This window comes from Pseudomonas sp. NFACC45 (assembly GCF_900113505.1).
GTDB classification, from domain to species: Bacteria; Pseudomonadota; Gammaproteobacteria; order Pseudomonadales; family Pseudomonadaceae; genus Aquipseudomonas; species Aquipseudomonas tehranensis.
Genome location: NZ_FOPO01000007.1, coordinates 279176 through 304910 on the forward strand (window position 1 = coordinate 279176; position 25735 = coordinate 304910).

Below are 25735 nucleotides of genomic sequence, written 5' to 3' on the forward strand. Positions count from 1 at the left end.
AGATAATCCCCTCGCCACAGGTAAATCCTTTTCCACAGAAAAAATGTGTATCGGGTATGTCAGACCGCCTGCTTCATCTGCCGCACCGGCAACTCCACGCGGAAGGTGGTACCCACGCCGACCTCGCTGCGCACTGTGATCTCGCCGTTGTGTTTTTTCACGATGCCGTAGGACAGTGAAAGTCCCAGTCCCGTGCCCTGGCCGACAGGTTTGGTGGTGAAGAACGGGTCGAAGATTTTTTGCAGGGTCTCAGGCGGCATGCCCGAGCCGTTGTCGGCGACTTCGATCCACACGGTGTCTTCTTCAACGCCGTTGCGCAGGGTGATGGTGCCACGCTCGGGACCGATGGCCTGGGCGGCGTTGACGATCAGGTTCATGATCACCTGGTTGATCTGCGACGGCAGGCATTCGACTTCCGGCAACGGGCTGTATTGCTTGACCACGTCGGCCTTGTACTTGATTTCATTGGCGACGATGTTCAGCGTCGAATCCAGGCCTTGTTGCAAATTGGCCATCTGCCATTCCTGGTTGGAGTCGACACGGGAGAAGTCCTTGAGGTCCTTGACGATCTGCCCGACCCGGCTGATGCCGTCCTTGGACTCTTTGATCAGCAGTGGGATGTCCTCGACGAGGAAGTCCAGCTCCACCTGCTCGCGCAGCTTTCTCAGGTTCACCACCAGTTCCGGCGAGGCGATGGCCTGCTCGGCACTGTCATAGGCCTGGAGCATTTCCTGAAGTTTGCCAAAGTAGCCATCCAGGGCGCCGAGGTTGGATGAAATGAAACCGATCGGGTTATTGATTTCGTGAGCGACCCCGGCGGCCAGTTGACCCAGCGAGGCGAGTTTTTCCGATTGGACCAGTTGGGTTTCCAGCAGCTTGCGTTCGTCGATTTCCATCTGCAGCAAAGAGCTGGCCTGTTTGAACGCCTGGGTCCGCTGCTCCACCAGCTCCTCGAGTTTGCTCATCTGCAATTGCGCGCGGGAAGTCATTTCCCACTTGGTGGTCAGGGTGTTGGCCATTTGCTGGACTTCGATGTTGTCGAAGGGTTTCTTCAGAATCAGCAACCGGTCATGGCCATTGAGGCGGTCCAGCAGTTCGTCCCAGGAATAGTCGGAGTAGGCGGTGCAGACCACCACTTGCAACAGTGGGTCGTGCTTCCAGAGTTCCTCGATGGTTTTGGCGCCATCCCAGCCCTCGGGCATGCGCATGTCGACAAAGGCCAATGCATAAGGGTGCTCCGTTGCGAGCGCTTGCAGCAGTTTGTTCAGACCTTCCTGGCCGCCGTAGGCCGAGTCGAGTTCGAATACGGTGCCGGCCGGTTTCGGTGCGTCGCCGAACAAGGCATTTTCCATGTCCAGCAAGTCGGTATTGACCTGATCCTGCGGCGTGAGAATCTTGCGGAAATCGTCATGGATGGCAGGTGTATCGTCGATCAACAAGATGCGGCGGTTGCTCAGATTATTCATGCTCACCTTCCGCGAGTTTCAAGGGCAGTTGCAACACGAACGTTGCTCCTGTGCCTGGCCCCTCACTGTGAGCGGTGAGGTGGCCGTTCATTTCAATGGCCGCCAGAGCGCAGCTGTGCAAGCCGAACCCGTGGCCCTCCTTACGGGTGGTAAAACCATGGGCGAAGATACGCGTCATGTTTTCCGCCGGGATGCCTTCGCCTTCATCCTTGACGCTGATCTGCAGGGTTTCATCATTGATGACCGTGGCCTTGAGGGTCATGTTCCGGGCGTGGTTGGAAACCCCCGCCATGGCGTATTTGGCGTTGCTGATCAGGTTGATCAGAATCAGCAGCAAGCGATGCTTATCGCCCATGATTCGGGGCACGTCACCGTATTCCTTGAGCACCGTCACGTGGTGGCGGGTGAGGGCGCCGGAGTTCATGCGCAGGGCGTCTTCAAGCAGTTCGCTGACCACCAGGGGCTCCACCAGGCTGTTGGCACCGGCATAGGACTGCTGGGTGGAGACGATATCCTTGATGTGATCCACGCTCTTGCTCAACTGCGCCAGCTCGTCGGTAAGGCCTTGCTGTTCGACCGCGATGGCTTCCACCAACTGGTTCAGATAGCCGGGCAACAGCTTGCCTTTTTCGTCTTCGGTGAGGAAGTGCCCCAGATCGTGGGGGTGTTCGTTGATCAGTTGCATCGCCTTGCCCAGCCCGAGGGCCTTGCTGCTGCGCAGTTTACGGCTGATCAGGTCGGCGGAGATGTTCACGCTGTTGAGTACGTTGCCGACGTTGTGCAGCACGTTGGTGGCGATTTCCGCCATGCCAGCCTGACGGGCGGTGTCCATCAGTTCGCTCTGGGTGTCCTTGAGTTGGCGGGTGCGTTCTTCGACCCGTAGCTCCAGCTCGTCGTTGGCGGTTTGCAGAGCGTTGTTGGCCCGTTGGGTTTCGGCGAAGCTGCGCATCAGTCGGATTGCCAGCCAGATCAGGATCAACACCAGAAGCGTGGCGAAAACCAGCAGAAGAATGTGGTTGCGCTGATACTTGGCGGCCGCTTTCTCTTGGTCTTTGTCCAGCAGGCTGGTGATGGTGTCCAGCCGACCGGCCACGGGAATGGCTTCGATTCCCTTCAATAAGTCATTGACCATGGGTTGTTCGCGCAGGATCAGCGCGATGTGCCTGCTCAGGATATCGACGGATTTTTGAAGTCCCTCCGGCAGGCGCTCCTTGTTGACGTCCAGCCGGTTCAGGCCCAGCAGCACTTCGGCGGCCTGCTCACGGGTGGTCAGATGGGCGAACTCCATGGCGCTGAGCAACAGGTCGTAGGTGTCGATGGCAACGTTTTGCAGTTGCAGTTTGTCGGCGTCCGAAAGTTGGCCGAACTGGGCCTGGATGTCATCTTCGGCGGTGGGCAGGAAGGCGAGGGAATTGCGCAGTACCGCATTGTGGGATTTGAATCTTTCCACCAAGCGGGTTTTTTCTTTCACCGCCTTGAGGTATTCGTCGCGCTCCTGTTCCCAGCTTGACGGTACGTGGCGAGCCGGATCCGACTCAATGGCGTCGAGGCGTTGCCAGAGCCGCGCCATCTCATTCAAGGGCGAGACCAGGGGATCGTAATTGTCGCTCAGGGCCATTCGGGACTTGAGGACTTCGTTGTCCCAGATGGCGTCCTGCTGCTTGAGCTGGCGGACCAGGTCCCGGGATTCAATGTACGAAGCGGCCTGCTGCGCGCCCGATTGGATGTACATGAACAGCAGGATCGAAGCCAGCAATAGACCGATGAACAACAGGCCGAGGCGACGGAGAACGGTCATAGAGGTTTGCCCTCCCATTCGCCGGTCAGGGTCTTGAGGAATTCGACGATCAGTTCCGTGTCGTTCTTCATGGGCTCACGGCCCAACTGGTACTTGAACATCACCTCCACGGCACGCTCCAGGGTCGGTGCAGAGCCGTCATGGAAGTACGGTGCGGTGACGGCGACGTTACGCAGGCTGGGCACCTTGAAAACCTGACGGTCGCTTTCGTCGCCCGTTACATTGAAACGCCCCTCGTCGGCGGAGCTGGGATTACCCCGATCCTGGAAATAGTCACCCATGACACCAAACTTCTGGAACATGTTGCCGCCGATATTCACACCCTGGTGGCAGGCGATACAGCCGTATTCCTTGAAGCGCTGGTAACCGAACTTTTCCCGGGGCGTCAGGATATCGGTATCGCCCAGCAGGTACTGGTCGAAACGTGAATTCGGGGTCAGCAGGGTGCGTTCGTAGTCGGCCAGGGCGCCCTGGATGTTGGCCTGGGTCACGCCGTCGGGGTAGGCATCGTCAAAACCCCGGGCGTAGTCCGGGTCCTGGCCGATGCGCTGGAGCAGCGTTTTCCAGGTACTGCCCATTTCCGCCGGGCTGGTCACGACGATGTGCACCTGTTCTTCCAGGGTGTCGACGCGCCCGTCCCAGAACTGATGAAAGTTCAGGCTGGCGTTGAACACCGTGGGGGTATTGAACTCCACCGGTTTACCGTCGAAGCCCAGGGAAAACTGTTTGTCGTCGGCGCCACCCTTGCCCAGGCGATGGCAACTGGCGCAGGACAGGGTGTTGTTGACCGACAGCCGCGGGTCGTTGAAAAGCCGCAGGCCCAACTGGACGCGTTTGGGGTCCAGGGTCGGAATGGGGGGCAGCGGTTTGAGTGGTTCATCCAACGGTTCGGCGTGAACGGTCACGCTCAATCCCACCAGCAGGCCGAGAGCCAGAATCAGTCCATGTGACGCCATGGGATGCTTTCCTTGAAACTTTTGGTTTATGGAACTCAGCTGTGTTCACGCAAACGGGGTGTGGCGTTGTTCCCACTCGCTCATCCACAGGGCAAAGGCTTGTGGTTCCACGGCCTTGCTGAAGTAATACCCCTGAGCTTCCTCGCACTGGTGAGCCTTGAGGAACTCCAGTTGCTCAAGGGTTTCCACGCCTTCGGCAATGATGTGCAAGTTCAGGCTCTTGCCCAGGCTGATGATGGTGCTCACCAGCTTTGCGTCATTACTGTCGATGCTCAGGTCGCCGACGAACGACTTATCGATCTTCAACACATCCACCGGAAATTTCTGCAGGTAGCTCAGGCTCGAATAGCCGGTGCCGAAATCGTCGATGGCCAGCCGTATCCCCAGGCGCTTGACGGCCTTGAGGATGGCGACGGTGGTGTCGACGTTCTGCATCAGCACGCTTTCGGTGATCTCCAGTTCTAACTGTGTCGGGTCGAGTCCGGTTTCCTTGAGGGTCCTGGCGATGCCTTCGACGAAACCGCGCTGGCGAAAATCGATGGTGGAGACGTTGACCGACAGGTAGAGCGGGCGCATGCCATCGGCTTGCCAGCGACAGGCCTGCTGGCAGGCTTCCTGGAGCACCCATTGGCTCAGCGGGACGATCAGGCCGCTGTCTTCGGCCACGGGGATGAAGTCCGACGGATAGATCAAGCCGATGTCAGGCCGGTTCCAGCGCACCAGCGCTTCGGCGCCGACCACTTTGCCGCTCCTCAGATCGATCTTGGGCTGGTAGTGCAGCACGAACTCCTTGCGTTGCAGGGCCAGACGCAGGCCCGATTCGATGGTTTGCTGCTGTCGCGCCCGACGGTTCATGTCTTCAGTGAAAAAGCGGTAGTCGTTGGGGCCGGTTTCCTTGACGTTGCGCATCGCCGTTTCGGCTTTTTTGATCAACGCCACGGCATCGAAACCGTCGGCCGGATACATGCTGATGCCAAGGCTTGCGGTGACGGTCAGGTCATGTCCGTCGATGGGGTGGGGCGTGTTGATGGCCGTCAACAGCTTGTCGGCCACGCCTTTGGTCTGTTGCGAGTCGGTGATGTCTCCCAGTATCACCACGAACTCATCGGAGCCGTAGCGAAACACCGAGTCGGATTCACGCACTACCGTTGCCAACGCCCGGGCCACCCGCTTGAGCATTTCGTCGCCCACCGGGTGCCCCAGTGCGTTATTGATACGCTTGAAACGGTCCATGCCGATGAACATCACCGCCAGTTGCCGGTCGTGGCGACGGCACTGCGCCATGGCCTGGGTCAGGCGATCACCGAGCAACATGCTGTTGGGTAACTCGGTGAGTACGTCGTATTGCAGCAAGTGGGAGACTTTCAGCAGCTCCTGGACCCGCTCCTCGATGGTGCGCTCCAGGCTGCGCATTTTTCTCGCCGCATCCTGGGCCAGTTGCCATTTCCAGGTCATGGCGCTGGCCATCTGGCGGATTTCCAGGGTGTCGAAGGGTTTCTTCAGGATCAGCAACTGATCGTCGAACTCGATGCGTTCGGACATGGTTTCCCAGGAGTAATCCGAAAACGCCGTGCACAGCGCGATTTGCAGCCGTGGGTCGGCCTCCCACAAACGCTCGATGGTTTGCAGGCCGTCCCAACCCGGCGGCATGCGCATGTCGGCGAACACCAGCGCATAGGGCTGGCCTTCGGCCTGGGCGCGCTTGACCAGCTCCAGCGCCTCTTCGCCCTGATAGGCCGAGTCGATCTGAAATTGCAGGCGGCTGACCTGAGGCGTGCCAAACAGCAGGCTTTCGGTGTCATCCAGCGAGTCGTCGCTGCCGGCGCCCGGGCTGAGGATCTTGCGAAAGTCCGAGTGGATCGCCGGCGTGTCGTCCACCACCAGGATTCGCCTGTTCGCAGGCACCGACATGGGATTCATCGATCGCTCTCCTATAGCTGGCTGGCAGGCCGAGTCCAATGGTCCGTCACGGGAACGATGGTGCCGGCCTTGAGCAATTCGGCGGCTTGGCCACTGTCGACCGCAGTGCTGAAGTAATGCCCCTGGGCCTGCATCGCCCCACCGCTGGACATCAGCGTGGTGCGTTGCTCCTGGGTCTCGACGCCTTCGGCAATGATCCCGATGCCCACATCCCGGGCGAAGTTGATGATCGCTCGCAGCGTCATCGCGTTTTCGGGGTCGGCGTTGGCGCTGTCGAGAAAGCGTTGGGCGAGCTTGAGATGGTTGACCCGGTAGGTCTTGAGGTAATCGAACGAGGAATACTCGGTGCCGAAATCATCGATGGCAATTTGTACGCCCAGTTCGCACAGACGGGGCAGCACGTCGTTATGGGTCCACTTGGTTTGCGCCAGGGTGGCCTCGGTGACGTCAAAGCGCAGATCCCAGGGGGCCAGTTCCCAGCGGGCAGTGGTGCGCAGCACGTCATAGATCAACTCGGGACCGGTCTTGAGTTGCGTCAGGCTCAGGTCGATGGCGATCACCGGGGGCGCCATGCCCTGGTCCCGCCACTGGCGCATCTGTTGACAGGCCTGGTCCAGCACCCAATGCCCCAGGCCAATGATGATCCCGGATTTCTCGGCGGCCGGCATGAACGACGCCGGCTCCAGCCAGCCTCGCTCAGGGTGGTTCCAGCGCACTTGCACACCCATGCCCAGGATTTTTCCGCTGCCCAGGTCGACCTCCGGCAGGTAGTGCAAATGCAGCTCGTTGTTCTCGATGGCTTGGCGCAGGTCATTGGCCAGGGCGACGCGGTCAGTGACTTCCTGGTTAATCTCCTCGTTATGGAAATGGTACTGGTTGCGGCCCTTTTCCTTGGACCGGTACAAGGCCATGTCGGACTGTGCCATCAGGCTGTCGGCGCTTTGGCTCTGGGAGGAATACAGGCTGATGCCGATGCTCACGGAGATCCGCACTTCGTTGCCGTCCAGAGAGTAGGGCGCCACCAGGGCATCGCGGATCTTGGCGGCCAGGGCGGCGCAATGGGTCGCTTCGTGGACATCCAGTTGCAGGATGGCGAACTCGTCGCCACCCAGGCGTGCTACCACGTCGTTTTCCCGGGTACAGCCCTTGATGCGTGCGGCGACCTCCTGCAGCAGCAGGTCGCCGATCGGGTGGCCCAGGGTGTCGTTGATCCGCTTGAAATGGTCCAGGTCCAGGTAAAACATCGCAAACGGTGCCGCCCCCCGGCGAGCCGCGGCAAAGGCTTGATGCAGACGCTCGATCATGGTGGCGCGGTTGGCCAGCCCGGTCAGGCCGTCAGTGCGGGCCAGCAAGGCGATTTTCTCCTCGGCCAGCTTGCGTTCGGTGATGTCGAGAATGATGCCTTCCACTTCCAGCAGCAGGCCCTGTTCGTTGCGCACCGGAATGTAGCGGTTTTCCACCCAGCGGAACGTACCGTCGCCCGTGCGCATGCGGAACTCGATGGACGCCCCCGCCGTGTCGCGGTTCAAGACGCGGACCATGGCATCGTCGATCTTGCCCTGGTCGTCGGGATGGATCAGCGTTTGCGCCCAGTCCGGCGAGTTGACCAGTTGCGCCGCGGCGTGGCCGAACTTGGTGATGTTGTGGGAAATGTACATCAGCGCGAACGGCGGCTCGCCACGTAGGCGATAGAGGATGGTCGGGCTGTTCTGCACGATGATGTTGGCGTCGGCCAGTTCCCGCGTGCGCTCCTGCACTGCGCGTTCGAGCATGTCCATTTTCAGCGCCGCGTCTTCGGTCATCTGCCATTTGACGGTCAGGGTACTGGCCATCTGGCGGATCTCGATGGCATCGAAGGGTTTTTTCAGGATGAGCAGGCGGTCGCCCAGTTCGAGGCGCTCGGCGATGTCTTCCCAGGAGTAATCCGAATAGGCGGTGCACAGCGCCACTTGCAGCTTGGGGTCGACGCGCCACAGCCGTTCAATGGTTTCAAGGCCGTCCCAGCCAGGGGGCATGCGCATGTCGATGAACGCCATGGCGTAGGGTTTGCCCTCGGCCAAGGCAGATTCCACCTTGTTCAGGGCTTCCATGCCCTGGAAGGCCGAATCGAGCACGAAACTCTGGCTGGCAACCGCCACAGGCGCGCCGAACAGGGCTGCTTCAGCGCTGCTCAGGCTGTCCTCGGGGGTAGCATGGGGGCTGAGGATCTTACGAAAATCCTCGTGGATCGTCGGAGTGTCATCGACGATCAGAATCCGCCGGTTGGCCCTTTCCGTCGGCAGGCTCATGGCCGTGCACCGTCGCGATGCTGACTGTTGAACCGTGGATACATCTGATATCCCTTCCGTTGGCATGAGTATTCTGGCCTGTACTTGGCCCTTCATGGTCTACAGCATAGCTGTCTCATTGGGATGCGCTCGGCCGGTCAAGGCAAAATCGTGTCTAAATTCACGCAATCTACTAGCCTCTAATTCGGGGGTAGGGTAGAACAGGTGTGGTTAACAGGAGGGGGGTCCAATGGAAGATCAATCGCAGGATGTACCGGTCAGGAAGCCGACGGTGCTGTTGGTCGATGACGAAGAGTCGATTCTCAATAGCCTGCGCCGGTTATTGCGCAGCCAGCCATATGAGATCCTGCTGGCCGACAGCGGCGCCAAGGCCCTGGAAATCCTCAAGGAGCGGCCGGTCGACCTGGTCATGACCGATGCCCGCATGCCCAACATGGACGGCGCCACGCTGCTGGCGCAGATTCGCAAGCTTTATCCGTCGACCTTGCGCATCCTGCTCACCGGTTATGCCGATGTGGAGATGATGACCAAGGCCATCAACGAGGGTCAGCTCTATCGCTACCTCAGCAAACCCTGGAACGATGAGGAACTGGTGCAGGCCCTGCGTCAGGCCTTGGCGCACCAGCACTCCGAAAGTGAGCGCCAGCGCCTCGAAGCGCTGAACCGCGAACAGAACGAACAACTGCGGATACTCAACACCACCCTGGAAAAACGTGTGGCGTCGCGCACCGCCGAGCTGCAGCAGACCGCCGACATGCTCGACCTGGCCTATGACGAGCTCAAGCGCAGCTATGTGACGGGCACCGAAGTGTTTTCGCTGATCGCCAACCTGCGTCTGCCCAAGGCCAAGCAGACCAACCGGCAGATCATCGAGCTGATCCGGGTCTACAGCAGGCTCCACTTTCTGGATGAGTCCACCGACCGCGACCTGACCATGGCCGCGGCGCTCTACAACATCGGCAAACTGAGCTGGACCGACAACATGATGGTCACGCCCGCCGACATGCTGCACCACACCGAGCTTGATCTCTACCGGGCCTATCCGAAGCAGAGCGAGTCGCTGCTGATGACCCTGGACCCGATGAAAGACGCCGCGCGCATCATCCTCCATCACCAGGAACGTTGGGACGGCAGTGGTTTTCCCGACCATCTGCGGGGCGAGGCCATTCCGTTCGGTTCGCGGCTGTTGAAACTGGCGGTGGACTTCATCGAATTGCAGCGCGGGTTGATCCTGGAGCGGCAGATGAACAGCGACGAAGCGTTGGTCTACATCCGTAAATACGCCGGCAAACTGTACGACCCGGGCATGGTGGAGGACTTCATCAAGGCGTGTGGTGAATACCTGGACGACGTGACCTTGTCGGATCCGACGGTGCAGGTCATGACCACCCGCGATCTGACGGCCGGCATGACCCTGGCCCGCAACCTCAACGCCGACAACGGCATGCTGTTGCTCAACGCCGGCAAGGTGCTGAGCGCGCCGCTGGTGGAAAAGCTCATCGCTTTCGAATCGATGGAGGGCGCGCGGTACAGCGTGTTCGTCAAAATTCCCGAGGAAGAAGATCCTTCGGTGCCGAAGCCGATGTTGGGGTGATGCAAATCTGACTGATAGTACAGTCAACCTGTGGGAGCGAGCCTGCTCGCGATGGCGGCATGTCAGCCAATATTGATGCAAGCTGAACCGACGCCATCGCGAGCAGGCTCGCTCCCACAGGGGGCTTGGAGTCAGGCTTTGCTCCTGTCGCTGCGCTCTGTAGTCTTGCGGGCAATTTTCTGCCCGAGGCTTTTATTCATCATGACCACTCGCATCATCCGCATCGCCGCCGCCCTGTTGATCGGACCGGACGGTCGGACCTTGCTGGTGCGCAAGCGTGGCACCCAGGCTTTCATGCAACCGGGCGGCAAGATCGAGGCCCATGAGCAGCCGGTCCAGGCCCTGGTCCGTGAGCTGGCCGAAGAGCTTGGGCTGACGATTGATCCGGCACAGGCCCGTTACCTGGGGGCGTTCAGCGCTCCGGCCGCCAACGAACCGGGTTTTGTCGTGCAGGCTGAAGTTTTTTTGCTGAGCATCGATGCGCCGGTTTCTCCCGCCGCCGAGATTGAAGAAGTGTGCTGGATCGACCCGGCCGGTGGCAGCGAGTTGCTGCTGGCGCCGTTGACAGGCGAGGTGATCCTGCCGTTTTATCGAGCCAGCCTTCTCGAGACGTGCTGACTCCAGACTCAAGGACTGACGCCCATGATTCCATTGCCGGACCTGCTGATTTTCGCCGCCGCCGCGTTGCTGATGGTACTCACGCCCGGCCCGAACATGATCTACCTGATTTCCCGTTCGATCTGCCAGGGCCGCAAGGCCGGCGTCACCTCCCTGCTGGGTGTGGTGGCGGGCTTCTTCGTGCACATGTTTGCCGCGGCGGCGGGGCTGACGGCGGTGTTCCTGGCGGTGCCCATGGCGTATGAATTATTGAAATGGGCCGGCGCGCTGTACCTGCTGTGGCTGGCCTGGCAGGCAGTCAAGCCCGGTGCGCGTTCACCGTTCCAGGCCCAGCAATTGCCGGCCGATTCGACGCGCAAGCTGATCACCATGGGGTTTCTCACCAGTGCCCTGAATCCAAAGATTGCAGTGTTTTACCTGTCGGTCTTCCCCCAGTTCATCAGCCCGGAACACGGTTCGTTGTTCACCCAGAGCATCATCCTGGGCCTGACCCAGATCAGCGTCAGTTTCAGCGTCAACCTGCTGATTGCCCTGTTCGCCGCCGGCATTGCCTCCTGGTTTGTCCATAACCCCACCTGGCTGGCGGCGCAGCGCTACTTCATGGGGTTTGTGCTCGGCGCGCTGGCGTTGCGCCTGATGCTTGAGCAACGCAGGACGGCGTGAGCATGTGGATCGAGCGGTTGGATGCCAATCATGCTTTGGCCTACCGCGAGCTGATGCTTGAAGCCTACGATCGCCATCCGCAGGCGTTCACTTCCAGTGTGCGGGAGCGGGCGCTGATGCCGTTGAGTTGGTGGGAAGGGCGGTTGACCGGCAAGCTCGATGTGGTGTTGGGTGCGTTCGAAGCCGGAACATTGGTCGGCATCGTTGGCCTTGCTTTCGAACCACGGGAAAAGGCCCGCCACAAGGCAACACTGTTTGGCATGTATGTGTCGGCCGAATTTCGTCAGCGCGGTTTGGGTTATGAGCTGGTGCAAGCGGCACTGGCCGAAGCGCAAAACCACCCTGCGCTGAAACTCATCCAGCTCACCGTTACCGCCGGCAATGAGGCGGCCTTCAAGTTGTACCAGCGCTGTGGCTTCATCCAGTTCGGGCTTGAACCTTTAGCGGTGCGGGTGGGTGAGGATTACTTCGACAAAATCCACATGTGGCGCCAGATATCGATGCCTGAGATCAAGGGCGAAGAGGTCGATTCGCCCCTGTCCCGATAGTCGCTCAAGGGTATTTGATCTCTGGCCGTGGACCGGTATAAACGGGCAGATCGGATTCCTCCGCAGGCGCGCTCATGCTTCCTGCTCCACTGTTCAATCGCACGATTCTTATGTTTCGTATGCCGAAATCGTTGCCGTTACTGCCATCCTGGTCGTTGTTTATATACATTCGGACCATCCCTCGCTCGGTGATGGTGAATACGATTGAAAACACGTACCAGACTCCGTCCTTGGGGACATGACGGGGAACGCCACGCCATTGCGGCATGCCGGTATCAGGGTAAAGGATCGGGTTGACCAGCCCTGGAATGTGGCTGCTGTCGGCAACATGGGTTCCTTCGAACGTGAATTGGTATTGTCCAGGGATGAAAAGCAAGTCTTGATAGAGGATGACCCCGGCGAAGCCGTATGGGGTGCCTTGGTCGGTGAAGTTGAAAAACGCGTTTACTGATTGATGGTTCATGACGTGCGGGCGGATAGATCCGGAACGAGCCGCCAGATAGGGAATCCAGCCGTTATAGGAGTCCGCCAGTGAAGTGTAGTGATCCTCCCATTCCACCGGTGCCGTGTTGATGACGATCGAACTCGTAGGGGACACATTGCTGTTGCCCAACTGATCGACTGTCCGGGCGCTCACCGGATGGGAGCCGTCGCCGATCTGCTGAAGGTCGGCGGTCGTCAACGTGTAAGTGATCGGGTTGGCAGGATGGACATAGGGGATTGTTTTACTCCAAGTCCCCACCGTCAGTGTCACCTCATCATATTCGCGTGGGTAGCTGCGGGTTAAAGTAAATGTGCCTGGCTGTGCCGGGCTGACGCTGGCCGGATGGCTGACCGTGACCCCGGATGGCGGGTAATGGAACAGCAGGCTCAGGACCGGGATCGAGTCATCGAAATTCCCGCTGGGCCGGGTCACTCGGTAAAACAGTGTATTGCCGCCGTTCACCAGCCAGCCCCATGGCAATTCCATCTCTATGCGGTCGTTCTCCTCGCCTACCTTGATCACCTTGATCACGGATGTCGGTTGGTCATTGACCCACAACTCCACGGAATCGCCGATGGCCAGTGGTTTAGAGAGTGTCATGAGCGGGTCAATCACCATGTACAGGCTGATGGACGGCGAGTGAATGATCAGGGGAATGCCGCCGTGGTAGGCCCCGGTCGGCAGCACGGGTGTCTTCCATCCTGGGATATACATGGGCAGCAGCTCAAGCGCTGCGTCGGCCTGCGGTGAGTTGCGAAGACTGTCCATCTTTTCTCCCCGGCTACGGTGCCTGAATTGACTCGGGACAGACATCATCAGAACGCGAAAGGAGAAAAGTGTCGCCTGTCAGATCTGACAGGTGAGTGTAATATCAAGACGAATGGTCATTTTGCACCGAGTGAAACACGCTGTGCTTCAGCGCACGGCACTGACGCCGTCGAGGGTCGAAAACGAAGTGTCCTTGGCCGTCAGCAAAAAGTCGCGCATGTACGGCGCATCGAGCATGTCGGTGCGCACGGCGGCATACAGCGTGGCGAACAAACCTTTCTCCCCCAGCCGTTTGGCCTTTACATAACCGCGCGAACTGTATTCATGCAGCGCCCAGTGGGGCATGCCGCAGACGCCACGACCGCTGGCTACCAGTTGCATCATCATCACCGTCAGTTCAGACGTGCGCACCTGGGCCGGCTCGATGTCGGCCGGTTCCAGGAAACGGGTGAAGATGTCCAGGCGATCGCGCTCCACCGGGTAGGTGATCAGGGTTTCGCTGACCAGGTCTTCGGGCACGATGTAGGGTTTGCCCGCCAGCCGGTGCTGGTTGGCCACGGCGAGCATCGCTTCGTAGGTGAACAGCGGCACGTAGGTGATGCCCGCCAGTTCCAGCGGGTCGGAGGTCACCACCAGGTCCAGGTCGCCCCGGGCCAGGGCCGGCAGCGGCGCGAAGGCGAAGCCCGAGGCCAGGTCCAGCTCGACTTCCGGCCAGGCATCGCGGAACTGGTCGATGGTGGGCATCAGCCACTGAAAGCAACTGTGGCACTCAATGGCCATGTGCAAACGCCCGGCGGTGCCACCGGCCAACCGACCGATGTCCCTCTCGGCGCTGCGCAACAACGGCAAGGTCGCGTCGGCCAGTTGCAGCAAGCGCAGGCCGGCGCTGGTGAAGCGCACCGGTTTGGTCTTGCGCACGAATAATTGCATGCCCAGGCGTTCTTCCAGTTCCTTGAACTGGTGGGAGAGCGCGGACTGGGTCAAATGCAGGCGTTCGGCGGCTTCGACCAGACTGTCGGCTTCGCGCAGGGCATGCAGGGTCTTGAGGTGGCGGATTTCAAGCACCGTAGGCTCCATGAGTAAAACTCGTGATCAACACGAAAAGGTTGAGTTTGTCTCATGTGGGGCTGGCTGTCGACAATGGCGCCATCTTTTACAGGAGGACACACACCATGGCCCTGGCCCACACCTTAGGTTTTCCCCGCATCGGCGCCGACCGCGAACTGAAAAAAGCCCTCGAAGCCTACTGGAAGGGCGACCTGGCAGCGGCCGCACTGCAAGCGGTGGGCCGTGAACTGCGGGCCCGGCACTGGCAACTGCAGAAAGATGCCGGCATCGACCTGCTGCCGGTCGGTGATTTCGCCTGGTACGACCAGGTGCTCAGCCACACGTTGACCCTGGGTGCCGTCCCGTCGCGATTCCACAACACCCTCGATGCCCAGGCCAAGCCGACCCTCGACACCCTGTTCGCCATGGCCCGAGGCGCCAGCGCGGCTTGCTGCGCTGCCGATCACGGGCAAGCGCAATACGCTCAGGAACTGACCAAGTGGTTCGACACCAACTACCACTACCTGGTCCCGGAGTTTTCCGCCGACCAGCGCTTCGCCCTGAGTTGGGAGCAACTGTTCGAGGAAGTGGACGAGGCCCATGCCTTGGGTCACCGGGTCAAACCGGTGATCATCGGGCCTTTGACCTATCTGTGGCTGGGCAAGGCCAAGGGCGAGGACTTCGACAAACTCGACCTGCTGGAGCGCCTGCTGCCGGTCTATGGTGAAATCCTCAATCGCCTCAAGGCCCAGGGCGTTGAGTGGGTGCAGATCGACGAGCCGATCCTCACCCTCGACCTGCCGCAGGCCTGGAAAAGTGCTTTCGAGCGGGCCTATCACATCCTTCAGTATTCGCCGCTGAAAAAACTGGTGGCGACCTATTTCAGTGGCCTGGAAGACAACCTCGGTCTGGCGGTGAGCCTGCCGGTGGACGGTTTGCACATCGACGCGGTGCGGGCGCCGGAACAACTGGGCCAGGTGCTCGATCGCCTGCCCACCTACAAGATCCTGTCGGTGGGGCTGGTCAATGGCCGCAATGTCTGGCGCTGTGAACTGGAACAGGCGCTGGCGCATTTGCAGCCGGCTCAGGAGCGGTTTGGCGACAACCTCTGGGTCAGCACCTCTTGCTCACTGTTGCACAGCCCGGTGGACCTGGAGCGTGAAGACCGACTGGACCCTGAACTCAAGAGCTGGCTGGCCTTTGCTGTGCAGAAGTGCGGGGAAGTGGCGGTACTGCGCGATGCGCTCAACGATCCACAGGCGCCCGGCGTGCAACACGCCTTGGCCGACAGCCGTGACGTGCATGCTCGTCGTGCCGACTCGACACGCATTCACAAGGCCGAGGTCCAGGCGCGCCTCGCCGCGATAGGACCCCAGGACAGCCAGCGGCATTCGCCGTTTGCCCAGCGCATGGCGCAGCAGCGCGCACGCCTGAAGTTACCGGCCTTTCCCACCACCACCATCGGCTCCTTCCCGCAGACTCCGGCGATTCGTCTGGCGCGCCAGGCCTACAAGCAAGGCAAGTTGTCGGCCAACGATTATCAGGACGCCATGCACACTGAGATCCGCCATGCCGTGCAGATCCAGGAACGCTTGGGCCTGGATGTGCTGGTACATGGCGAAGCCGAACGCAACGACATGGTGGAGTATTTCGCCGAGCAACTGGACGGCTATGCCTTCACCCGTTTCGGCTGGGTCCAGAGCTATGGTTCGCGTTGTGTGAAGCCGGCAATCATCTACGGCGACATCAGCCGGCCGAAAGCGATGACCGTCGACTGGATCCGCTACGCACAAAGCCTGACTGACAAGGTGATGAAGGGCATGCTCACCGGCCCCGTGACCATGCTGATGTGGTCGTTCCCGCGCGAGGACGTCTCGCGTCAGGTCCAGGCGCAACAGCTGGCCCTGGCCCTGCGTGACGAAGTGCTGGACCTGGAAAAGGCCGGGATCAAAATCGTGCAGATCGACGAGGCCGCATTCCGCGAAGGTTTGCCCCTGCGCCGTGGGCAATGGCAGGAGTATCTGGATTGGGCGGTGCAGGCGTTCCGCTTGAGCGCCTCGGGCGTGGGCGACGAAACCCAGATTCACACCCATATGTGCTACAGCGAGTTCAATGACGTGATCAAGGCCATCGCCGCCATGGACGCCGACGTCATCACCATTGAAACCTCGCGTTCGGACATGGAGTTGCTGGACGCGTTCGAAGCGTTCGACTACCCCAACGACATCGGCCCAGGTGTGTATGACATCCACTCGCCACGGGTGCCGGACACGGCGGAGATGGTCGCGTTGATGAGCAAGGCGGTGAAGCGGATTACGGCGGACCGACTGTGGGTCAACCCCGATTGCGGCTTGAAGACCCGGGCGTGGCCGGAAACAGAAGCCGCGCTGGTGAACATGGTGGCGGCGGCGCGGCAGTTGCGGAGTCAGTTGGCGTAAGAGCGACGTAGGAGCTGACGAGCGAAGCGAGGCTGCGATCTTTCCTCGGGCAATTGAGTCATGAGTGAAAAATCAACAAACCAAGATCAAAAGATCGTCCGAACGCGGCCCGAGCCTTCGGCAGCTCCTACGCAATCTTCATCAAACTGTCACGCAACTGTGGCAGCGCGCTTGAACAAACTTCATCAGACTCGCGCTCTACTGGGGTTCTGCGTTTTGGTGTTTCTTCATGCGTGTATTTATCTTCCTGGCCGCGTTGTTATTCGGCCTGCCGTCGATGGCGGCTTCTCGCTGTGATGTCAATGTTGCGACCCAACGGGTCGATCTGGATCAGGTCAGCCTGGCGTACCAGAGCATCGGTCGTGCCTCCGACCCGGCGTTGTTGCTGGTGATGGGCTTGGGCGGACAGTTGATCCATTGGCCGGACGAAGTGGTGGCGGCCCTCTGCGAGCAGGGTTTCCGGGTGATCCGCTACGACAACCGCGATGTGGGTTTGTCCGCCTGGCGCCAGGCGCCCGGCAGCGCCAACCTGGCCTTTGAAGCCTTGCGCTACAAGTTGGGCCTGCCCGTGGCTGCTCCCTACACTTTGACCGACATGGCCGACGACGGCTTGGGGTTGATGGATGCGTTGCAAGTGCAAAGCTTTCACGTGCTGGGGGTGAGCATGGGCGGGATGATCGCCCAGCACATGGCGGCCATGGCGCCGCAGCGGGTAGAGAGCCTGACCCTGATCATGACCAGCTCCGGCGCCGAGGGCCTGCCGGCACCGAGTGAAACGCTGGTGCAGCTGTTGTCCCGGCGCAGTGCGCCGAATCGTGAAGTGGCCCTGGAACAACAGGCCGATCTGCTGGCCGCCCTGGGCAGCCCGATGGTGGTGGATGATCGTCAGGCTCTGTTGCATCAGGCCGCCCAGGCCTATGACCGGGCCTTCAACCCCGAAGGCGTGCAGCGCCAGATCATGGCGATCATGGCTGAGCCGAGCCGGGTGGCGCTGCTCAATCAACTGCGCGTGCCGACCCTGGTGGTCCACGGCACCGCCGACCCGTTGTTGCCGGTGATGCATGGCGTGCACTTGGCGGCGCACATCCGCGGCAGCCGCCTGAAGCTGATACCGGGCCTGGCTCACCGGTTTCAAGACGCGTTCAAGGAACCGTTGCTGGGGGCAGTGTTGCCCTACTTGCAGCAGCATCGCGAAGACACCTCGCATTGGGCGCAGATCGAGCCGGTGCAGGTGCCGAATCTGCTGTAGGAGCTGGCGAAGCCTGCGATCTTTTGATCTTGATTTTTCTCTAGACTCCTTTGTCCAGAGGAAGATCGCAGCCTCGTTGCACTCGACAGCTCCTACACAGGTCCTAAAGTCTGGCTCTCAAGGCCCCTAGCGTGTCTGCGCCTGTTCCACCAACCAGCCCATCAGTTCCTGCAATTGCTCCGAAACCTGGGGCTTACGCGGGTACACCAAGTGATAGGCCAACCCGGTCCTGACCTTCAGTTCGAACGGCATCACCAGCCTTCCAGCGCTCAGGTCGTCGCCGATCAGCGACCAGTCGCCAATCGCCACGCCCGTGCCTTGGGAGGCCATGGACATCGCCAGGTCCAGGGTTTCGAAATGCTGGCCTTTGCTGACGTTGCTCAGTTGCACATCCGCTGCTTCCAGCCAGGCGTTCCAGTCGCGCTCGTCCGCGGTAGGGTGCAGCAGCAGATGGTGTTGCAGGTCGGCGGGTGTGCGCAGCGGCACCGGACCTTCAAGCAGTGGACGTGAACACACCGGGGTCAGTTGCTCATCGAACAGGTGCAGGCCCGCCAGCGATGCATCCGGCGGCGGCCCGTAGACCACCGCCGCGTCGAAGATTTCGCGCTGGAAATCCACGCCGTGGCGCACGGTAGTCGTCAACTCCACCGGTATGTCCGGCCGTTCCTTCTGCCATTGCAGCAAACGCGGCATCAGCCAGCGCAGCACGCAGGTCGGCGCCTTGAGTTGCACGCTCTGGCGTTTCTCGCCGATCTGCTCCACCGCTTCAGCGATCAGGCCGAACACCTGTTGCACCCGTGGCAACCACGCCTGCCCCTGCGGCGTCAGGCTCAGGCCCCGTGCCTGACGCAGGAACAGCGCATAACCCAAATGCTCCTCCAGCCCGGCGATCTGTCGACTCACCGCGCCCTGGGTGATGTGCAACTGTTCCGCCGCCCGGGTGAAGTTGCAGCATTGGGCGGTGATCAGAAACGTGTGCAGCGCCGGGAGCGGGGGAAGGCGTTTCATTGGGGATCGAGCCATGACGTGGGGACATGGCTAGTATGACTTTTTATCCATTGTTGCGGCTATGGCCTGGCCGTTCCAATAACGCCATTCCCCGAAAACAAGAAGGGCAGTGGCAATGGCGACGTGCGGCGAAGTATTGGTCAAGTTACTCGAAGGTTATGGCGTGGAGCAGGTGTTCGGGATTCCCGGCGTGCACACCGTCGAGTTGTATCGCGGGCTGGCCCGTTCCAGCATCCGCCATGTGACGCCGCGTCACGAACAGGGCGCAGGCTTCATGGCCGACGGTTATGCCCGCGTCAGCGGCAAGCCCGGTGTGTGCTTCATCATCACCGGCCCCGGCATGACCAACATCACCACCGCCATGGGCCAGGCCTACGCCGATTCGATCCCGATGCTGGTGATCTCCAGCGTGCAATCGCGCAGCCAGTTGGGCGGCGGGCGTGGCAAGTTGCATGAGCTGCCGAACCAGAGTGCGTTGGTGGCTGGCGTGGCGGCGTTTTCCCATACGCTGATGTCCACCGCCGAGTTGCCGGGGGTACTGGCTCGGGCTTTTGCCTTGTTCCAGGCCGGTCGCCCGCGGCCGGTACACATCGAAATTCCGTTGGACGTTCTGGTCGAAGAGGCCGATGCCTTACTCGCCACCACACCGGTGAACATCTGCCGTGCCGGTGCCGCGCCGAGTGCGGTGGCGCAGATGTCGGCCATGCTGGCTAAGGCGCAGCGGCCCTTGATTCTGGCCGGTGGCGGTGCCATCGACGCAGGCCGCGAACTGACCGAACTGGCTGAATGCCTCGGCGCCCCCGTGGCATTGACCATCAACGCCAAAGGCTTGTTGCCATCCCGTCATCCTCTGTTGATCGGCTCCACGCAAAGCCTGGTGGCCACCCGCGCGCTGGTGGCCGAGGCCGACGTGGTGCTGGCCATCGGCACCGAGCTGGCCGAGACCGACTACGACATCACCTTCGCCGGCGGCTTCGAGATCCCCGGTGCATTGCTGCGCATCGACATCGACCCGGACCAGACCGTGCGCAACTACCCGCCGCACCTGGCGCTGGTGGCCGATGCCCGCAGCGCCAGCCAGGCCTTGCTCAATGGGTTGAAGCAACAATCCCTGACCCGGCGCGACAGCGATTGGGGCCAGGTGCGTGCCGCGCGGTTACGGGCGGATCTGGACCGGGACTGGGACGTCGCGACCCGCGCGCAGACCTTGTTCATCGACACGGTTTTGCAGGCCTTGCCCGACGCGGTATTCGTCGGTGACTCCACGCAACCGGTGTACACCGGCAACCTGACCTTCAACCCGGAACATCCACGTCGCTGGTTCAATGCTTCCACCGGCTATGGCACCCTCGGCTATGCCTTGCCGGCGGCCATCGGCGCCTGGCTCGGCGGCGTCGACGCCGGTCACGGTCGTCCGCCGGTGGTGTGCCTGATCGGTGATGGCGGCTTGCAGTTCACCTTGCCGGAGCTGGCCAGCGCCGTGGAAGCAGGCGTGCCAGTGATCGTGCTGTTGTGGAATAACCAGGGTTACGAAGAGATCAAAAAATACATGGTCAACCGCGCCATTGAACCGGTGGGCGTGGACATCTACACCCCGGACTTCATTGGCGTGGCCAAGGCCCTGGGCTGCTTTGCACACGCGGTCGACGGCGTGGAGTCATTGCGCGCCGCGTTACTGGCGGCCCACAACCGCCAGGGCCCGACCCTGATCGAAATCGATCAGGCGCGCTGGATGATGGCGGTGGCCCAATGAATTTCCCCACCACCCAGGACGGCCTGTACATCAACGGCCAATGGTCATCGGGCGATCAGCATTTGCGGGTGATCAACCCGGTCACCGAGGCGCTGCTGACCACGGTCAATGGCGGCGATGAGCGTGCGGTCGATCAGGCCCTGAACGCGGCGACCCAGGCGTTGGCCCACTGGTCGAACACCACCGGCACCGAGCGCGGGGCGATTCTGCGCCGTATCGCCGCGGGTGTGCAGGCCGCGCGTGAGCGGTTGATGCACTTGCAATCGAGCAATAACGGCAAGCCCCTATTCGAAGCGGCCATCGATGTCGACGACGTGGTCGCCACCTTCGAGTACTACGCCGAACTGGCCGAAGGGCTGGACGCCCGGCAGGACAGCCCACTGGCATTGCCCAGCGAAGACTTCAGTGCCCGCCTGCGCCGCGAACCCTGCGGTGTGGTGGGATTGATCGTGCCGTGGAATTTTCCGATGGTCACCACCGCCTGGAAGCTCGCCCCGGCCTTGGCTGCCGGCTGTTGTGTGGTGCTCAAACCTTCGGAGGTCACACCGTTGCCGGAGCTGGAGCTGGCGTCGATCATCGGCGGCTGTGGCTTGCCGCCGGGTGTGTTCAACCTGATCTGTGGCACGGGCCTGGCGGTGGGTGCGCCGCTGGCGAGCGATCCGCGCGTGGCGAAGATTTCCTTTACCGGCAGCAATGCGGTGGGCGTGCAGGTGATGCAACGGGCGGCGGAAACGGTGAAGGGCGTTAGCCTGGAACTGGGTGGCAAGTCGTCGTTGCTGGTGCTGGCCGACGCTGATCTGGAGCTGGCGGTGGAACTGGCTTGTGGTGGCGGTTTCTTCAATGCCGGGCAAATGTGCTCGGCCACCAGTCGCGTGCTGGTTGCCGATGAGCTGGCCGATGAATTCCTGCAACGACTCAAGACTCGTGCCGAAGCGATTCGCGTGGCTGACCCGTTTGACCCTGACGTGGAGATGGGCGCGCTGGTCAACCAGGCGCAATACCAGCGGGTGCTCGGGCACATCGACCGGGGCCTGAGCGCCGGGGCGACGCTGGTGTGCGGCGGGCAACGCCCCGCGCATTTGCCGCGCGGCTATTTTCTACAGCCGACCGTTTTCACCGACGTGCCTGTGGACAGCGCGCTGTGGTGCGAAGAAATCTTCGGACCGGTGCTGTGTGTGCGCCGTTTCACCACCCTGGAGCAAGCGATTGCGCTGGCCAATGACAGCCGTTTTGGCCTGGTGGCCAGTGTCGTCAGTCGCGATACCGAAGTTGCCGAACAGGTGGCCAATGCATTGCAGGCGGGGTTGGTGTGGATCAACGCCCCCCAGGTGATCTTTCCCCAGGCGGCGTGGGGCGGTTACAAGCAGAGCAGCCTGGGCCGCGAGTTGGGGCCTTGGGGGCTGGCGGCATTTCAGGAGATCAAGCATGTGGTGCGCGCGGTTTGAATTCTAGAGGTGGGGTGTCTTTACTGGCCCCATCGCGAGCAGGCTCGCTCCCACAGTTGATCTGGGTGAACGGAGAGTTTGTGTTCAACACAGATCCCTTGTGGGAGCGAGCCTGCTCGCGATGGGGCCGGCACAGGCAATCCAAAAATCAGCTCAGACGGTCATCCGCAACCGCGCCAGATCCCGCAACGGCGGCGCGCCGAACAGGCGGCTGTACTCGCGGCTGAACTGCGAAGGGCTTTCATACCCCACCCGATACCCCGCCGCCGAGGCTTCCAGGCCTTCGGCCAGCATCAGTCGTCGGGCTTCCTGAAGGCGCAGTTGCTTCTGGTATTGCAGCGGGCTCATGGCCGTCATGGCCTTGAAGCGGTGATGCAGGGTCGAGACGCTGAGGTTCACTTCCCGGGCCAGGTCATCGATGCGCAACGGTTGCTCGAAATGGCCGTTGAGCCATTTGATCGCCTGGCTGATGCGATGGCTCTGACTGTTGGTGATGGCGATTTCGTACAGCCGATAGCCCTGAGGGCTGCGCAGCAGGCGGTACAGAATCTCCCGGCGCACCAAGGGCGCAAGCATGGCGATGTCTTTCGGGCTGTCCAGCAACCGCGTCAGGCGCAACACCGCGTCGAGCATCGGCGTGTCCAGCCGTTCTACATACAGGCCGCGACCGGTGGGGCGCGTTGGTACGCCCAGCGGGCCCGCGTCGGCGATCAGCGCGGTGATTTCCGCCGGATCGATGTCCAGGCGCAGGGCCAGGATCGGTTGATCGGGCGAAACGCTGGCGACGCAACCACTCAGGGGCATCGAGACCGAGACCACCAGGTAATGGAGCGGGTCGTAGTTGAACAACTCGTCGGCCAGGCGCACCTGTTTACTGCCCTGGGCCATGATGCACAGCGCCGGTCGCGCCAGCACCGGGGCGAATTGATGGGGTTGGCTGTGGCGCGACAGATTCAGCGAGTCGATGGCCGTGGCGTAGCTGCCATCTTCACAGGTATTGCGGGTGATGATCGACGCCAGTTCGGCGCGCTGTTGTTCCAGATGCGTGTCCAGCGGGACGTGGGCGTGGTCAAGCGGCGACATGCCGGAATCCTCGGGAAATGCGGAGCGATGAGCAGAGCTTATGTTTGTGCAAGTTGCAGTGGTAGCCACATCCTGTCGAAAGCTTGCCTGATCCTGCACGGCGCATCGAATCGCAGCGGCATAATGTGACCGAAACTTGCTTGAAACCTTTTGTTTCAACTTTCCCGAATCCTTGCGGATAGAGAACCGCTTGGGTCCCGCTCCCGCGCAGGATCGTGCAATGGGTCGGCAGGAATCGACTAACCAGGCTGGCGTCGTGGCGCTTAACCTTTGATCCTGTCGCAGCCTGTCCCGGGCTGCACAACGGATTACCTGGGAGGTTGAACATGTCTACACAGATCCCCGTCAGTCACATGGCCTTTGTGCGGGCCCGTTCCGGTTGCTCCAAGCCATTGGGTGCACGCCTGAGTACGCTGATTGCGCCTTCGCGCCAGGCGCCCGGATGCCTGCATTTTGCCTTGCAGCAATCGCAATGCGACGCTGATCTGTGGCTGGTGTCCGGGCTCTGGGTCAATCAACAGGCGATGGATGCTTATTTCAACTCCCCGGCCATGGCGATCTTCGCCGAACTGGTACAGGACCTGGTGGTGAGCAGCCTGGATTTCCACACCTTCCGGGAAGTGTCCGCCGCCCAGGCGACCGAAGGGGGCCTGGCGAAGGTACACAAACTGGCGGGTTGAAGGTTTAATGAGCGTCATTTTCCATCGCCAGGATGCGCAACATGGCACGTAAAGCCTTTGAAACCTTCGAAGCTGTTTCCGCCGTCGTACCCAAAGAGGGCGGCGGTTACTACGCGGCGATTGCCACCAAAGCCATTGGTGGTTCCGGTGCGCCGCGTTTCAACAAGGTGCTTGAAGAGCAGAGCTTCAAGACGGCCACCGAAGCTGATGACGCTGCTGCCGTGCAACTGACCCATCTCAAGGGTGTCGACGACGAGGGCGAGCTGATTTGGAACCTGCGAGATTAACGTTGTGGGAGCAAGGCTTGCCCGCGATGCTGTCACCTTGGTTCCAAAGACAGACCGCGTTGTCTTCATCGCGGGCAAGCCTTGCTCCCACAGATAATCGCTGTGTCACAGGGTTCGGTGTGCATCTCTATTGAGGACGATGCATCTTGAATAGCGCCTCGGGACCCAGCTGAAAATAATCCGCCGGCCCGCCGCCGCGCAAAATCGGCTCGGCGGCGGCGGTGTCGTATACCCCATCCTTCAATAACCATTTGGCGATATGCACGGCGACCACCTCGCCTAGGATCAGCCAACTGGGCACCAACACCTGGTCCGCACGCTGCAACTGGATGATCTGGGTGACCTTGCATTCGAAGGACACCGGGCTTTGCGCGACGCGTGGCACCTGAATCACCCGTGATGGCGCTGGCGTCAAACCGGCCAGTTCGAATTCATTGACCTTTGGCGCGACCATGGCGCAGCTCTGATTCATCTGCTCGGCCAACGGGCGTGTCGCCAGGTTCCAGGCGAATTCGCCGGTCTGTTCGATGTTGTTCAGGCTGTCTTTACGCCCGACGCTGCAGAAGCCGATGATCGGCGGAATGTAGTTGAAGGCGTTGAAAAAACTGTAGGGCGCCAGGTTCAGGTGCCCTTCGGCGTCCTGGGAGGAAATCCAGCCGATGGGGCGTGGGCCGACGATGGCGTTGAACGGGTCGTGGGGCAGGCCGTGGCCCTGGGCGGGTTCGTAGTAGTGGATGTCGTCGGGCATGAGGAGAGGGTCCTGGGGGATGGGTTTTGAGGATGTTGTGGATAGTGCAGGCGGCGCCTGTTTTTGTCAGCACCTGGCAAGCCTGCTCACTCATTTGCTCTTCAGGGTTCACGGAGCTTTCGTCTGCCACAGAATCCTGTGGGAGCGAGCCTGCTCGCGATGACGATGTGGCAGGCGACGTAGGGGTTGAATGTGCTGACCTCTTCGCGAGCAGGCTCGCTCCCACAATTTGTTCTTCAGTGACACCACTTTGGTGTTCGGCTTGAGGCTGACCGTTTTCTGTGGCTCAAAAACAACTAAGCCCGGCCGAAGCCGGGCTGTGAGAGAGCCTCGTTTGGATTAGCTGAGGGAGGCGGTGTTAGTGCGGTCAAAGCCGTCTTCAGCGACAGTGTTCGAGCCGGTGCGGTCGAAGCCGTCTTCAGCGACAGTGTTCGAGCCGGTGCGGTCGAAGCCGTCTTCAGCGATAGCGTTCGAGCCGGTGCGGTCGAAGCCGTCTTCAGCGATAGCGTTCGAGCCAGTGCGGTCGAAGCCGTCTTCAGCGATGGCGTTCGAGCCGGTGCGGTCAAAGCCGTCGGCGGCAACAGTGGCGGCGCCGGTACGGTCGTAGCCGTCAGCGGCAATGGCTGACTGGGTGCGGTCGAAGCCATCGGCGGCAAAGGTGTTGGCGGCCAGTACGGACAGGGTCAGGGCGAGGATCAGTTTGGTTTTCATGGTCGTTCTCCAAAGTGGTTGGCGTTGATCGCCTTAGGTGTGGAATTCATATTACGCCTGTTAATTTGATTAAAAAGCGCAAAAAAATGCTTAAATCAATCGTATTTATCGATGTGTTAAGGGATGTTATTGACCGGCGATAAACCTCATCACTGGCGTAGGGCAATAGCGTCTTGTTGAGGA

21 protein-coding genes are annotated in these 25735 nt (G+C 60.9%); 10 read left to right on the top strand and 11 right to left on the bottom strand.

Going from position 1 to position 25735, the window contains the following annotated elements; translation table 11 throughout:
• Window positions 1-59: 59 nt before the first annotated feature.
• Genes BM132_RS15425 through BM132_RS15445 form a run of 5 tightly spaced genes read right to left on the bottom strand, consistent with a single transcriptional unit; the run spans window position 60 to window position 8428 of the window.
• Window positions 60-1466, bottom strand: a complete 1407-nt coding sequence (locus BM132_RS15425) for an ATP-binding protein (protein ID WP_092456436.1) — start codon at window positions 1464-1466, stop codon at window positions 60-62.
• On the bottom strand, window positions 1459-3264 hold the full coding sequence (locus BM132_RS15430; RefSeq protein WP_092456439.1) for a DAHL domain-containing protein: 1806 nt from the start codon (window positions 3262-3264) through the stop codon (window positions 1459-1461). The genes BM132_RS15425 and BM132_RS15430 overlap by 8 nt, the downstream gene beginning before the upstream one ends.
• A complete protein-coding gene (locus tag BM132_RS15435) occupies window positions 3261-4220 on the bottom strand; it encodes a cytochrome-c peroxidase (protein WP_092456442.1) in 960 nt (319 codons plus the stop codon). Before BM132_RS15435 ends, BM132_RS15430 begins: the two co-directional genes overlap by 4 nt.
• Before the next feature lie 45 nt (window positions 4221-4265).
• Window positions 4266-6140, bottom strand: coding sequence for a putative bifunctional diguanylate cyclase/phosphodiesterase (locus BM132_RS15440; protein ID WP_092456445.1), 1875 nt, complete (start codon window positions 6138-6140; stop codon window positions 4266-4268).
• Between the two features lie 11 nt (window positions 6141-6151).
• Window positions 6152-8428, bottom strand: a complete 2277-nt coding sequence (locus BM132_RS15445; protein ID WP_092456448.1) for a GGDEF/EAL domain-containing response regulator — start codon at window positions 8426-8428, stop codon at window positions 6152-6154.
• 229 nt (window positions 8429-8657) lie between these two features.
• Here BM132_RS15445 and BM132_RS15450 point away from each other — a divergent pair, with 229 nt between their 5' ends.
• The 4 genes from BM132_RS15450 (at window position 8658) to BM132_RS15465 (ending at window position 11851) form a co-directional block, all read left to right on the top strand.
• Window positions 8658-10022 carry a response regulator c-di-GMP phosphodiesterase, NosR family gene (locus BM132_RS15450; protein WP_092393514.1) on the top strand — a complete coding sequence of 455 codons (1365 nt, stop codon included), beginning with the start codon at window positions 8658-8660 and terminating at the stop codon, window positions 10020-10022.
• Window positions 10023-10223: 201 nt separating this feature from the next.
• Window positions 10224-10640 (top strand): NUDIX hydrolase, encoded by a 417-nt coding sequence (locus tag BM132_RS15455; RefSeq protein ID WP_092456451.1) that lies wholly within the window; start codon window positions 10224-10226, stop codon window positions 10638-10640.
• A 24-nt stretch (window positions 10641-10664) separates the two neighbouring features.
• On the top strand, window positions 10665-11303 hold the full coding sequence (locus BM132_RS15460; protein WP_092456453.1) for a LysE family translocator: 639 nt from the start codon (window positions 10665-10667) through the stop codon (window positions 11301-11303).
• 2 nt (window positions 11304-11305) lie between these two features.
• A complete protein-coding gene (locus tag BM132_RS15465) occupies window positions 11306-11851 on the top strand; it encodes a GNAT family N-acetyltransferase (protein WP_092456455.1) in 546 nt (181 codons plus the stop codon).
• A gap of 4 nt (window positions 11852-11855) precedes the next feature.
• Here the strand turns inward: BM132_RS15465 and BM132_RS15470 are convergent, their stop codons facing one another.
• Window positions 11856-13103, bottom strand: coding sequence for a hypothetical protein (locus BM132_RS15470; RefSeq protein ID WP_143092354.1), 1248 nt, complete (start codon window positions 13101-13103; stop codon window positions 11856-11858).
• Between the two features lie 147 nt (window positions 13104-13250).
• Window positions 13251-14168 carry a transcriptional regulator MetR gene (gene metR / locus BM132_RS15475; protein ID WP_092456541.1) on the bottom strand — a complete coding sequence of 306 codons (918 nt, stop codon included), beginning with the start codon at window positions 14166-14168 and terminating at the stop codon, window positions 13251-13253.
• A gap of 107 nt (window positions 14169-14275) precedes the next feature.
• Between metR and metE the strand changes: the two genes are divergently transcribed.
• Together metE and BM132_RS15485 are read left to right on the top strand one after the other, a co-directional pair.
• Complete coding sequence (gene metE / locus BM132_RS15480; RefSeq protein WP_092456461.1) at window positions 14276-16588, top strand: 5-methyltetrahydropteroyltriglutamate--homocysteine S-methyltransferase; 2313 nt, start codon at window positions 14276-14278, stop codon at window positions 16586-16588.
• Between the two features lie 229 nt (window positions 16589-16817).
• Entirely contained in the window at window positions 16818-17837 is a 1020-nt protein-coding gene (locus BM132_RS15485) for an alpha/beta fold hydrolase (RefSeq protein WP_092456464.1), read from the top strand.
• Window positions 17838-17963: 126 nt separating this feature from the next.
• Here BM132_RS15485 and BM132_RS15490 read toward each other — a convergent pair whose 3' ends face one another.
• The gene (locus BM132_RS15490) at window positions 17964-18845 is read right to left on the bottom strand and encodes a LysR substrate-binding domain-containing protein (protein WP_092456467.1); all 882 of its coding nucleotides are present in this window, start codon (window positions 18843-18845) and stop codon (window positions 17964-17966) included.
• Between the two features lie 115 nt (window positions 18846-18960).
• Between BM132_RS15490 and BM132_RS15495 the strand changes: the two genes are divergently transcribed.
• Both BM132_RS15495 and BM132_RS15500 read left to right on the top strand, forming a co-directional pair.
• A complete protein-coding gene (locus BM132_RS15495) occupies window positions 18961-20598 on the top strand; it encodes a 5-guanidino-2-oxopentanoate decarboxylase (protein ID WP_092456470.1) in 1638 nt (545 codons plus the stop codon).
• The gene (locus tag BM132_RS15500) at window positions 20595-22043 is read left to right on the top strand and encodes an aldehyde dehydrogenase family protein (protein WP_092456473.1); all 1449 of its coding nucleotides are present in this window, start codon (window positions 20595-20597) and stop codon (window positions 22041-22043) included. The genes BM132_RS15495 and BM132_RS15500 overlap by 4 nt, the downstream gene beginning before the upstream one ends.
• Before the next feature lie 153 nt (window positions 22044-22196).
• Here BM132_RS15500 and BM132_RS15505 read toward each other — a convergent pair whose 3' ends face one another.
• Window positions 22197-23126, bottom strand: a complete 930-nt coding sequence (locus tag BM132_RS15505; RefSeq protein WP_092393487.1) for an AraC family transcriptional regulator — start codon at window positions 23124-23126, stop codon at window positions 22197-22199.
• Window positions 23127-23452: 326 nt separating this feature from the next.
• Between BM132_RS15505 and BM132_RS15510 the strand changes: the two genes are divergently transcribed.
• Entirely contained in the window at window positions 23453-23806 is a 354-nt protein-coding gene (locus BM132_RS15510) for a putative quinol monooxygenase (protein ID WP_092393484.1), read from the top strand.
• Window positions 23807-23847: 41 nt separating this feature from the next.
• Entirely contained in the window at window positions 23848-24093 is a 246-nt protein-coding gene (locus tag BM132_RS15515) for a hypothetical protein (protein ID WP_092393481.1), read from the top strand.
• Between the two features lie 127 nt (window positions 24094-24220).
• On the opposite strand, the gene BM132_RS15520 is transcribed toward BM132_RS15515, so the two are convergent.
• A complete protein-coding gene (locus BM132_RS15520; protein WP_092393478.1) occupies window positions 24221-24841 on the bottom strand; it encodes a flavin reductase family protein in 621 nt (206 codons plus the stop codon).
• Between the two features lie 339 nt (window positions 24842-25180).
• On the bottom strand, window positions 25181-25552 hold the full coding sequence (locus BM132_RS15525) for a heme utilization protein (RefSeq protein ID WP_092456476.1): 372 nt from the start codon (window positions 25550-25552) through the stop codon (window positions 25181-25183).
• Window positions 25553-25735: the final 183 nt, after the last annotated feature.